General features: G+C 71.1%; 9 protein-coding genes. All 9 read right to left on the bottom strand.

Annotation, left to right across the window (positions count from 1 at the left end):
- Positions 1 to 792 precede the first annotated feature (792 nt).
- The 9 genes from tyrS to argC all read right to left on the bottom strand — a co-directional run bounded on the left by tyrS (position 793) and on the right by argC (position 11126).
- Entirely contained in the window at positions 793 to 2061 is a 1269-nt protein-coding gene (tyrS, locus tag ACFQS2_RS08225) for a tyrosine--tRNA ligase (protein ID WP_377793322.1), read from the bottom strand.
- A 106-nt stretch (positions 2062 to 2167) separates the two neighbouring features.
- Positions 2168 to 3628 carry an argininosuccinate lyase gene (gene argH, locus ACFQS2_RS08220; protein WP_377793321.1) on the bottom strand — a complete coding sequence of 487 codons (1461 nt, stop codon included), beginning with the start codon at positions 3626 to 3628 and terminating at the stop codon, positions 2168 to 2170.
- A complete protein-coding gene (locus ACFQS2_RS08215; protein WP_377019324.1) occupies positions 3625 to 4863 on the bottom strand; it encodes an argininosuccinate synthase in 1239 nt (412 codons plus the stop codon). The genes argH and ACFQS2_RS08215 overlap by 4 nt, the downstream gene beginning before the upstream one ends.
- Complete coding sequence (locus ACFQS2_RS08210; RefSeq protein ID WP_377793320.1) at positions 4860 to 5513, bottom strand: arginine repressor; 654 nt, start codon at positions 5511 to 5513, stop codon at positions 4860 to 4862. The genes ACFQS2_RS08215 and ACFQS2_RS08210 overlap by 4 nt, the downstream gene beginning before the upstream one ends.
- Positions 5510 to 6493, bottom strand: coding sequence for an ornithine carbamoyltransferase (gene argF, locus ACFQS2_RS08205; RefSeq protein WP_377793319.1), 984 nt, complete (start codon positions 6491 to 6493; stop codon positions 5510 to 5512). Before argF ends, ACFQS2_RS08210 begins: the two co-directional genes overlap by 4 nt.
- A 1-nt stretch (position 6494) precedes the next feature.
- Positions 6495 to 7787, bottom strand: coding sequence for an acetylornithine transaminase (locus ACFQS2_RS08200; protein ID WP_377019326.1), 1293 nt, complete (start codon positions 7785 to 7787; stop codon positions 6495 to 6497).
- Positions 7780 to 8754, bottom strand: coding sequence for an acetylglutamate kinase (gene argB, locus ACFQS2_RS08195; protein ID WP_377019327.1), 975 nt, complete (start codon positions 8752 to 8754; stop codon positions 7780 to 7782). Before argB ends, ACFQS2_RS08200 begins: the two co-directional genes overlap by 8 nt.
- Complete coding sequence (gene argJ, locus ACFQS2_RS08190; RefSeq protein ID WP_377019328.1) at positions 8751 to 9920, bottom strand: bifunctional glutamate N-acetyltransferase/amino-acid acetyltransferase ArgJ; 1170 nt, start codon at positions 9918 to 9920, stop codon at positions 8751 to 8753. The genes argB and argJ overlap by 4 nt, the downstream gene beginning before the upstream one ends.
- 75 nt (positions 9921 to 9995) lie before the next feature.
- Positions 9996 to 11126, bottom strand: coding sequence for an N-acetyl-gamma-glutamyl-phosphate reductase (gene argC, locus ACFQS2_RS08185; RefSeq protein ID WP_377019329.1), 1131 nt, complete (start codon positions 11124 to 11126; stop codon positions 9996 to 9998).
- Between the last annotated feature and the right edge of the window lie 97 nt (positions 11127 to 11223).

Below are 11223 nucleotides of genomic sequence, written 5' to 3'. Positions count from 1 at the left end.
AGCACGCCGCCAGCGTTCGTCCTGAGCCAGGATCAAACTCTCCATGAAAACATAGAAAAAACCCTGGCAAACAACAAACAACCAGCATATAACTGCTGTATCATCCGTTAAAATTTGCCAATCAAATGTTGGCATCAACAAACAGACACGCTATTGAGATATCAAGCAACACGCGCACATCGTCATCTGGCCGCTCAGCGGCTCGACTCGGAGGCTCGGATGCGCCAGGCGGAAAACCGTCCGACGATTCTTTGTCTTCGTCGTCCCGGCGCGAGTCACTACTCTAGCAGATCTTCGCGGCCCGGTCCAACTCCGCTCCGTGTGTCCCGCGTCTCGTTCTGATCGCTGTGCGATCGTCACCCGAGCAGGTCACGGCCGTTCCCCCGACGTTCCGGGAGTCCGGGTCAGCAGCTCCTCCGCGTCCGCTCCGTGCCGCCGGCCCCGTGGGGCTTCCGGCCTTTCGCGTCTGCGTCCTCGCTGCTGACAAGAGAAAACATTACGGGTCCTGCGGGGGGCCGTCAAACCATCCCGTTCAGCCCTCGTTCACCCTTCTCAGCGCCTGTTTGTGCAGGTCAGCGTGCATTTCGGTGGCTTCGGAAGGCGCTCGTTCACTCTGATGTGACCTGAGTCTGAGAGGGGGGTCACGAGACCGCGGGACGATTTGACCAGGGCCCGTTCGAGGTGCCACGTGCGCGCCCGTCCGGGCATGCAGAACGCCCCGGGCACTCCGTGTTCGGAGTGCCCGGGGCGTGGTGGAGGGCTGCGTCCTGTGCCCGCGGCCTGTCGTCGTGCTCAGCCGGCGAGGTGCGCCATGGCGGCGTTCTTCCGTCCCCGGCGCAGGAGGAGATAGCGGCCCGGCAGGGCGGACCGGTCCCCGATCTCGCCCCCGAGGTCATCCACGGAGACCCTCTGACCGTTGACCGACAGGCCGCCTTCGTCCGCGGCGCGCCGGGCGGCGCCCTTGGACTGCACGATCCCCGTCGCCACGAAGGCGTCGACCAGCGACGTGGTGGGTGCCAGGTCGGCCCCCGGCAGCTCCCGCGCGATGGAGACGACTGCCGATTCGTCGAGCTCGCGGACGTCCCCGCGCCCGAACAGCACGGAGGCGGCGGCAGTGGCCTGGGCGGTCGCCTGCTCGCCGTGGACCAGCGTGGTCAGGTCATCTGCGAGTGCTCTCTGCGCGGCACGGCGATGGGAGGCCTCCTCGGTCGCGCGCTCCAGCTCGCCGATCTCCTCCTGCGAGCGGAACGTGAAGTACCGCAGGTAGTCGAGCACATCGGCGTCGGCCACATTGAGCCAGAACTGGTGGAACGCGTAGGGGCTGGTCAGCTCCGGGTCCAGCCACACGGCACCGCCCTCGCTCTTGCCGAACTTGGTGCCGTCGGCCTTGGTGACCAGCGGGGTGGTCAGCGCGTGGACCTCCTCGCCTTCCACCTTGTGCACCAGCTCGACGCCGGAGAGCAGATTCCCCCACTGGTCGTTCCCGCCGTACTGGAGGCTCACCCCGTGCCGGCGGTAGAGCTCGAGGTAGTCGATGCCCTGCAGCACCTGGTAGCTGAACTCGGTGTAGCTGATCCCCTCGTCGCTCTGGAGCCGGCGCGAGACGGTCTCCTTGCCGAGCATCGTGCCCATGCGGAAGTGCTTGCCCATGTCCCGCAGGAAGTCGAGCGCGCTCATCTGCCCGATCCAGTCGAGGTTGTTCACCATGGTCACGGCGAACTCCCCCTCCGGGTCGAGGAAGCGGGAGATCTGGCCGCGCAGGGTCTCGACCCAGGTCTCCACGAGCTCGGAATCGTTCAGGACACGCTCCCCGGACATCCGGGGATCGCCGATCAGGCCGGTGGCTCCCCCGACCAGGGCGTAGGGCTTGTGCCCGGCCAGCTGCAGGCGTCGCATGGTGAGCACCTGGGTCAGGTGGCCGACGTGCAGGGAGGCCGCGGTCGGGTCGAAACCGCAATACAGGCTGATCGGTCCGTCCGCCAGAGCGTTGCCGAGCGCCTCGCGCCCGGTGGTCTGCACGACGAGTCCTCGCCAGGCGAGCTCGTCCAGGACGGAATGCATCGATCGTTTCCTCTCTGCAGGGGCACGGTGCGCCGGCCGGTCGGGCGCGGTGTGCCGGGTATCCAGCGCCATTGTCACAGATCGCTGCGACGGGGTGCGCTGCGGTTCATTCGCGCGTGAAGGCCCTCAGCTCCGTGATCGCACGCGCCAGAGCGTCCTCCTGCTCCGCCACCCGCTCGGGTGCGGTCCCGCCCTTGGCATCGCGCGAGGCGATGGAGCCCTGGACCGAGAGCACGGACCGCACGGAGCCGTCCAGGTGCTGGGAGATCGAGGAGAGCTCCTCGTCGGTGAGATCCCACAGCTCCTTGCCCTGGGACTCTGCCACCTTCACGCACTCTCCCGAGATCTCGTGCGCGCTGCGGAAGGGCACTCCGCGGCGCACGAGATGGTCGGCGATGTCGGTGGCCAGGGAGAAGCCCTGCGGGGCGAGGTCGGCCATCCGCTCGGTGTGGAAGACCAGGGTGGCCATCATCCCCGTGAAGGCCGGCAGCACCAGGGTCAGCGAGTCGACCTGGTCGAAGACGGGCTCCTTGTCCTCCTGGAGGTCGCGGTTGTACGCGAGCGGCAGGGCCTTGAGGGTGGTCAGCAGGCCGACGAGATCACCGACGACCCGCCCTGCCTTGCCACGGGCGAGCTCGGCGATGTCCGGGTTCTTCTTCTGCGGCATGATCGAGGAGCCGGTGGAGAAGGAGTCGTCCAGGGTGATGAACGAGAACTCCTTGGTGTTCCACAGGATGACCTCCTCCGCCAGGCGCGAGAGGTCGATGCCGATCATCGCGAGCACGAAGGAGAACTCCGCGGTGAGGTCCCGCGAGGCGGTGCCGTCGATCGAGTTCCATACCGAGTCCTCGAAGCCGAGCTCGCTCGCCACGGCCTGCGGATCGAGGCCGAGGCTGGAGCCGGCGAGCGCACCGGACCCGTACGGCGACTGTGCGGCGCGACGGTCGAGGTCGCGCAGGCGCTCCACGTCACGCATCAGCGGCCACGCATGGGCGAGCAGGTGGTGGCTCAGCAGGACCGGCTGGGCATGCTGGAGATGGGTGCGCCCCGGCATCGGCGCCCCGTGCACCTCGAGCGCACGGGCCAGCAGCACGTCGACGAGGTCGAGCACCTGGTCGCCGACGGCCCGGCCCTGATCGCGGATGAACAGACGGATCAGCGTCGCGATCTGGTCATTGCGGGAACGGCCGGCACGGAGCTTTCCGCCCAGCTCGTCCCCTGCCCGCTCCAGCAGCCCGCGCTCCAGGGCCGTGTGCACGTCCTCGTCCTCCGGTGCCGCGGTGAACTCCCCCGAGGCGACGTCGGCCGCGAGCCGGTCCAGGGCGGCCTGCATCCGGCCGAGCTCGTCGTCGCTCAGGAGTCCGGCGGCGTGCAGCACATTGGCGTGGGCCTTCGAGCCGCGCAGGTCGTACTCGGCCAGGCGCCAGTCGAAGTGCGTGGAGACCGACAGCGCCGCCAGCGCCGCGGCGGGGCCGGAGCCGAAGCGGCCGCCCCACAGCGAGGCACGCTCCTGGGCGGCGGTCGGATCGCCCGCCGCACCGGGGTGCCCGTGCCCGTCGCTGCTCATGCCTGTCCCTCGCCGGGGGCCGAGAGGTCCTCGCCGTGGCCGAAGGCGACGTCGCGGGCCGCGGCCTGCTTGGCCGCCAGCCCGTAGATCTCGATGAAGCCGCGGGCGTTGGACTGGTCGAAGGCGTCGCCCTCGTCGTAGGTGGCGAGGTTGAAGTCGTACAGCCCGCTCTCCGAGCGGCGGCCGGTGACGGTGGCGCGGCCTCCGTGCAGGACCATGCGGATATCGCCGTTGACGTAGCGCTGGGTGTCCTCGATGAACGAGTCCAGAGACTTCTTCAGCGGCGAGAACCACTGGCCGTCGTAGACCAGCTCGGTCCAGCGGTCGCCGACGGTGCGCTTGAATCGTGCCTGCTCGCGCTCGAGGGTGACGCGCTCGAGCTCCTGGTGGGCCTCGATCAGCGCCATGGCGCCGGGCGCCTCGTAGACCTCGCGGGACTTGATGCCCACCAGTCGGTCCTCGACGATGTCGATCCGGCCGATGCCCTGGGCGCCGGCACGGCGGTTGAGCTGCTCGATCGCCTGCAGCGGGGTGACGGGGCGGCCGTCCAGGGCCACCGGCACGCCGCGCTCGAAGGTGATGACGACCTCGTCGGCCACGGGCGGGAAGGCCGGGTCGTCGGTGTAGCTGAAGACGTCCTTGGTGGGCTCGTTCCAGATGTCCTCGAGGAAGCCGGTCTCGATGGCGCGGCCCCACACGTTCTGGTCGATCGAGAACGGGTTGTGCTTGGTGGTCGCGATCGGCAGGCCCTTGCGCTCGGCGTACTGGATCGCCTTGTCGCGGGTCAGCGCCAGGTCACGCACCGGCGCGATGCACTGCAGCTCCGGCGCGAGGGAGGTGATCGAGACCTCGAAGCGGACCTGGTCGTTGCCCTTGCCGGTGCAGCCATGGGCGACCGTCGAGGCGCCGTACTTCTTGGCGGCCTTGACCAGGTGCTTGGTGATCACGGGGCGGGAGATCGCGGAGACCACGGGGTAGGCGTCCATGTACAGCGCGTTGGCCTTGAGCGCCGGCATGCAGTAGTCGTCGGCGAACTCGTCGCGGGCGTCGGCGACGTAGGCCTCGACGGCGCCGCAGTCCAGGGCGCGCTGGCGGATCACCTCGAGATCCTCACCGCCCTGGCCGACATCCACCGCGCAGGCGATGACGTCGGCGCCGGTGGCGTCGTGGATCCAGCCGATGGCCACGGAGGTGTCGAGGCCGCCGGAGTAGGCGAGGACGATGCGTTCGGTCACGGGAGCTCCTGGTCGAGTTCTGTCGGGTTCTGGGGGCGGTCGCCGGCGGCGGGGCCGGCGTCCGGGTCGTGCGCGGGCGGGGGGCGAGGCGGGTCCTCGGGGGCGGGGCTCCCGGCCGGGTCGGCGCTCTCCCGCCGGCCGTCGGCCAGATCGAGCAGCCGGGCGGCGAGACGGTCGCCGCCGGCCGGGTCCCGGGCGACCAGCAGCACGGTGTCGTCCCCGGCGATCGTACCGAGGACGTCGGGCATCACCGATCTGTCCATGGCCGAGGCGAGATACTGCGCACCGCCGGGCGGGGTCCGCACCACCACGAGGTTGCCGCTGGCTTCCGCGGAGACGAGCAGCCCCTCGGCGAGCCGTGGCAGACGCGCCTCGAGCAGTTCGTTCTCCGGGAAGGCGCTCGTCGGCCGGGGGGATCCGCCCTCCGGCGGCAGACGGTAGACAAGGGCCCCCGCCGAGCCGCGCACCTTCTCGGCCTGCAGCTCGACGAGGTCGCGCGAGAGGGTCGCCTGGGTGACCTCGATGCCCTCGGCCGTCAGCAGTTGGGCGAGCTGGGACTGGGAGGAGACCTCCTGGTGGGTCAGCAGCTGGACGATGCGCTGCTGGCGTGAGGTCTTGGTCTGCGCGAGGGCCCGACGGGGATCGCTCATCGTCGCTGCCCCACGGGCCGTGCGTGCGCGGCGCTCGCCTCGTCGGGATGCTCGAGCAGCCAGGTCAGCAGTGCCTTCTGGGCATGCAGGCGGTTCTCCGCCTCGTCCCACACCACCGAGGCCGGCCCATCGAGCACGGAGGCGGTGACCTCCTTGCCGCGGTAGGCGGGCAGGCAGTGCAGGAAGATGCCGCCGGAGAGCTCCATCAGCTCGTCGGTGACCTGGAAGGGGGCGAAGGTGGCGGCGTCCCGTCCGTCCTCTCCCTCCTGGCCCATCGACACCCAGGTGTCGGTGATGACGGCGGTCGCGCCGGTCACGGCCTCGTGAGGGTCCGCGGTCACGGTGACAGCGCCCCCGGTACGCTCGGCGATCTCCCGGGCCCTGGCGAGGATCCCGGGATCGGGTCGATGGGAGGCGGGTGCGGCGATGCGGACGTCCATCCCGGCGGTCACCCCGCCCAGGAGGTAGGAGTGGGCCATATTGTTCGCGCCGTCCCCGAGGTAGGCCAGGGAGCGACCGGCCAGGGCGGCCTCGCCGTCGGCCAGTCCCCCGGCGTGCTGGGCGATGGTCTGCAGGTCGGCGAGGATCTGGCACGGGTGGAACTGGTCGGTGAGAGCGTTGACGACGGGCACGGTGGCGTGGGCCGCCATCTCCTCGAGCCGTTCCTGGCCGAAGGTGCGCCAGACGATGGCGGAGACCTGCCGGGTGAGGACCTCGGTGGTGTCGGCGATGGACTCGCCGCGACCGAGCTGGCTCGATCCGGCCTCGATCACCAGCGGGTTCCCCCCGAGCTCGGCCACGCCGGTGGCGAAGGAGATGCGGGTGCGGGTCGAGGACTTGTCGAACAGGATCGCCACGGTGCGCGGCCCCTCGAGCGGGCGCTTGGCGAAGCGGTCGCCGGCGAGATCGAGAGCGAGAGCGAGGACGTCCTTCTGCTCGGCGGGGCTGAGATCGTCGTCGCGCAGGAAATGGCGGGGCATGTCAGTGCTCTCCTTGCGTGGGGGCGGCGCCGGACGGCGCGGCGGCGGATGTCGCGGCGCCGGGGGCCGCCTGCTCGAGCAGCCCGGGCAGGGCGGCGATGAAGGTGTCCAGATCTGCCGCGGTGATGATCAGCGGTGGGGCGAGGCGAAGGGTGGACTCGTCCGGGGCGTTGACGATGAACCCGGCCTCCAGTGCGGCGGCGGCGACCTCCTTGGCCAGCGGCCGGGCGAGCCCGATCCCGAGCAGCAGTCCTGCGCCGCGCACCTCGGTGATCAGCGGGTGCTGCAGCGCCGCGACCTCGGCCCGGACGTGCTCTCCGGTCTCGCGGACGTGTTCGAGCAGTCCGTCCTCCAGGAGCGTGCCGATGACGGCGAGGCCGGCGGCGGAGGCCAGGGGGTTGCCCCCGAAGGTGGTGCCGTGCTGGCCGGGCTGGAGGAGATCGTGGACCTCCTGGCCGAAGGTGACCATGGCCCCGATCGGGAAGCCACCGCCGAGGCCCTTGGCCAGCGTCATCACATCGGGCTGGAGCCCGTCGACCGCCTGGTGGGCGAACCAGTGGCCGGTGCGGCCCATCCCGGTCTGGACCTCGTCGAGGATCAGCAGGGTTCCGTGCTCGCGGGTGAGCCGGCGCAGCGCCTGCAGGTACGGCACGGACAAAGGACGCACGCCGGCCTCTCCCTGGATGGGCTCGGCGAACACGGCGGCCACGTCACCCGGCGCGAGGGCTGCCGCGAGGGCGTCCTCATCGCCGGCCGGGACGAACTCGACGCCGCCGGGGAGCGGCTCGAACGGAGCGCGGTAGGACTCTTTCGCGGTGAGCGCCAGGGCGCCCATGGTGCGGCCGTGGAAGGAGCTGGTCAGCGCCAGGATCCGGGGCCTGCCGGTGCGACGGGCGAGCTTGAAGGCCGCCTCGTTCGCCTCGGTGCCGGAGTTGGCGAAGAAGACCCCGGAGCCGGCGGGGGCGGCGGCGAGGGTCAGCAGCTTCTCGGCGAGCTCGATCTGCGGCGCGCTGGCGAAGAAGTTCGAGACGTGACCGAGGGTCTGGGCCTGCTTGGTCAGCGCCGCGAGGATCGCCGGGTGGGCGTGACCGAGGGCGTTGACGGCGATCCCGGCCAGCAGGTCGAGGTACTCCGTGCCCTCGGTGTCCCAGACCCGCACGCCCTCGCCACGGGCGAGGATCCGCTGCGGGGAGCCGAAGACGGGCAGCAGCGCCTCACCGTAGCGGGTGGCGAGGTCGCCGGAGGGCTCGCCCGCTCCGGCGGAGTGCGTGGTCGCCTCGGATTGCTCAGACATAGTCGTCCCTCCTGACCATCGTGCCCACACCCTTGGTGGTGAAGACCTCCAGCAGTGCGGCGTGCTCGATCCGGCCGTCGATCATGGCGGCGGTGCGCACGCCGGCGTCGACCGCGCCCAGCAGCGCCTCCGCCTTGGGGATCATCCCCGCGGTCAGGGTCTCCAGCATGCCGCGCAGCTCGGTGGCCGAGATCTCCGGGATCAGGGAGCCGCGGTCGGGCCAGTCACGATAGAGCCCCTCGACGTCGGTGAGCATCACCAGCTTCTCGGCATCCAGGCCCTCGGCGAGCGCGGCGGCGGCGAGGTCGGCGTTGATATTGAGGACCTCGCCGGTGGGCGTGCCGTCGGCGTCGACCTCCGGGGCGATCGAGGAGATGACGGGGATCCGGCCACCGGCGAGCAGGTCGCTGATCGCCTCGATGTCGACCCCGCTGACGGCACCGACGTGGCCCAGGTCGACGTCCTCGCCGTCGACGACGGTGCTGCGGCGCTGGGCGGTGAACAGGCGGGCGTCCTCTCCGGACATGCCGACGGCGAAGGGCCCGTGATAGTTGATGAGCCCGACCAGCTGGCGTCCCACCTGGCCGACCAGCACCATCCGCACGACGTCCATGGTGTCGGCGTCGGTCACGCGCAGCCCGCCGCGGAAGGTGGAGTCGATGCCGACGCGATCGAGCATCGTGTTGATCTGCGGCCCGCCGCCGTGGACGACGACGACGTGGATGCCGGCCAGGCGCATGAAGACCATGTCGGCGGCGAAGGCGCGGCGCAGCTCGTCGTCGATCATGGCATTGCCGCCGTACTTGACCACGACGATCTTGCCGCGGAAGCGCTGCATCCACGGCATCGCCTCGATGAGCACCTCGGACTTCTCGCGCGCCACGGTGCGGGCGGCGTCGAGCTGGTCGAGGGGGTTCTTGCCGACGAGCTCGGGCTCGCCGCCTGGATGCTGGCTCGTCCGGTTCATGAGGAGTAGGCGCTGTTCTCTTCGACGTAGTCGTGGGTGAGGTCGTTGGTCCAGATGTCCGCGGCCGCCTCACCGGCGCCGAGGTCCACCTCGATGAGGGTCTCGCGGCTGGTCATGTCGACCTCGGAGCGGTCGCGATGGGCGCCGCCGGCTCGGCATACCTGGACCCCGTTGACCGTGACGGAGAGGTCCGCGACGTCGAAGGGTGCGATGTGCTCGGGGACGCAGCCGGCGGCCGCGACGATCCGGCCCCAGTTGGGGTCGTTGCCGAAGATCGCGGCCTTGACCAGGTTGGAGCGGGCGATCTCCCGTGCCACGGCGAGGGCGGCGTCCTCGGTGCCGGCGGAGCGGACGATGACGTGGACGTCGTGGCTGGCGCCCTCGGCGTCGGCGACCAGCTGTCGTGCCAGGTCGGCGCTGACCGTGCGCACCGCCTCGGTGAGCTCCTCGACGGAGACGCGCACGCCGCTGGCGCCGGAGGCGAGCAGGATGACGGTGTCGTTCGTGGACATGCAGGCGTCGGAGTCGACCCGGTCGAACGTGGTGCGGGTGGCATCCCGCAGCGCGGCGTCGGCGACCTCGGCATCCACGTCGGCATCGGTGGTGAGCACGACGAGCATGGTCGCCAGCTGGGGCGCGAGCATGCCGGCTCCCTTGGCGATGCCTCCGACCACGGCTCCCGAGGGTGTGGTCGTCTCGGCGGTCTTGGGCACCGAGTCGGTGGTCATGATCGCTCGCGCCGCGGCGGCGTCGCTCTGCTCCCCCCGCTCGAGCTGCCCGGCCGCGGCGTCCAGGCCGCCCAGCAGCGGCTGCATCGCCAGCCGCTCGCCGATCAGGCCCGTCGAGCACACCAGCACGTCCTGCGCGGAGACGTCGAGGAGGTCGGCCAGGTGCTCCGCGGTGCGGTGGGTGTCGGCGAAGCCCTCCGGGCCGGTGCACGCATTGGCCCCGCCGGAGTTCAGCACCACGGCGCGGGCGCGACCGTCGGCCACTGCCTGACGGGACCAGAGCACCGGGGCGGCCTGGACCCGGTTGGCGGTGAAGACGGCGGCGGCGGCATCGCGCGGGCCGTCGTTGACCACCAGGGCGAGGTCCGCGGCGCCGGTGGACTTGAGGCCGGCTGCCAGGCCGGCCGCACGGAAGCCGCGGGGGCGGGTGATCGACACGGGATCTCCTCTACAGGGACTCGGAGCGACGGGCACGGAGCAGCGGATCCGGCTCCGCGGTGGCGGGCGAGCGGGTCAGGGGACGAGCGCGGTGCGGGTGAGTCCGGTGGTCTCCGGGAGGCCGAGCGCCAGGTTCAGCGACTGGATCGCGGCGCCGGCGGTGCCCTTGACGAGGTTGTCGATCGCCGCGATCACGGTGGCCTGGCCGCTGCGGCGGTCCGCGGCCGCTCCGATCCGCACCGCGTTCGACCCGGTCACCTGCCCGGTGGTCGGTGCCGAGCCCTCCTCGAGCACGCTGACGAAGGGCTCATCGGCGTAGTCGGCGCGGAGGGCATCGAGCAGGTCGGCGGAGCTCGCCGATCCGGTCAGCGGCGCGGTGAGCACGGCGAGGATGCCGCGGCTCATCGGCACCAGCACGGGCGTGAAGGTCAGCCGTGCGCCGTCCTGCCCGGTGGCTCGCCGGAGATTCTGGAGGACCTCGGGGATGTGCCGGTGGCTGCCGCCGATCCCGTACGGGGCTGCCGAGCCGGAGGCCTCGCCGAACAGCAGATGCTGCTTGGGGGTGCGGCCGGCGCCGGTGTACCCGACGGGGAGCACCGCGCTGAGGGCGCCCGGCTCGATCAGGCCGGCCCGCACCAGCGGGACCGCGGCGAAGGTGACGGCAGTGGCGTTGCACCCCGGGACCGCGATCTCGCGCGCGCCGGCCAGCTGGTCGCGCTGCCGGGTGCCGTCGGCCAGCGGCAGCTCGGGCATGCCGTAGCTCCAGGTGCCCGAGTGCGCGCTGCCGTAGTACTCGGACCAGTCCTCGGCGCTCTCGAGCCGGTGGTCGGCACCGAGATCGACGACCAGCACATTCGGGTCCTCCGCGCGCAGCTGGGCGGCGAGCTCGCCGGACTGCCCGTGCGGGAGCGCCAGGACTACGACGTCGTGACCATGCAGCACCTCTGCCGTCGTCTCCTCGAGCACAGGGTCGCGGCCCAGGTCGATGTGCGGGGCGACCTCGCTCAGCCGCTTCCCGGCGCTGCTGTGCGCGGTGACGGTGGCGACCTCGAGCCCGGGGTGGGAGGCGAGCAGGCGCAGTGCCTCGCCGCCGGCGTACCCGGAGGCACCGACCACGGCGACACGCGGCCGACCGCCGCGATCCGGCGACAGGGCGGCGTCCGAGGCGAGGGCTGGGGTGGCCGAAGGATCCGGGACCGACATCATGCCGGAAGTATATACAGACGAATGCATGATCAGCCAGTCGGCGCCGGTGAGCGGGCAGCAGTCCGGGCCCTCGCACACCGGAAGGCCCCGGTCTCCG

This window comes from Brachybacterium sp. GCM10030267, from assembly GCF_042666875.1.
Lineage (GTDB): Bacteria > Actinomycetota > Actinomycetes > Actinomycetales > Dermabacteraceae > Brachybacterium.
Note: the sequence above shows the minus strand (reverse complement) of the source record. Positions and strands in the feature narration are given on the sequence as shown.

Excerpts from the sequence above, each read along its gene's own strand:
- tyrS (WP_377793322.1), bottom strand. The coding sequence starts at position 2,061 with ATGCATTCCGTCCTGGACGAGCTCGCCTGGCGAGGACTCGTCGTGCAG.
- argH (WP_377793321.1), bottom strand. The coding sequence starts at position 3,628 with ATGAGCAGCGACGGGCACGGGCACCCCGGTGCGGCGGGCGATCCGACC.
- ACFQS2_RS08210 (WP_377793320.1), bottom strand. The coding sequence starts at position 5,513 with ATGAGCGATCCCCGTCGGGCCCTCGCGCAGACCAAGACCTCACGCCAG.
- argF (WP_377793319.1), bottom strand. The coding sequence starts at position 6,493 with ATGCCCCGCCATTTCCTGCGCGACGACGATCTCAGCCCCGCCGAGCAG.
- ACFQS2_RS08200 (WP_377019326.1), bottom strand. The coding sequence starts at position 7,787 with ATGTCTGAGCAATCCGAGGCGACCACGCACTCCGCCGGAGCGGGCGAG.
- argB (WP_377019327.1), bottom strand. The coding sequence starts at position 8,754 with ATGAACCGGACGAGCCAGCATCCAGGCGGCGAGCCCGAGCTCGTCGGC.
- argC (WP_377019329.1), bottom strand. The coding sequence starts at position 11,126 with ATGATGTCGGTCCCGGATCCTTCGGCCACCCCAGCCCTCGCCTCGGAC.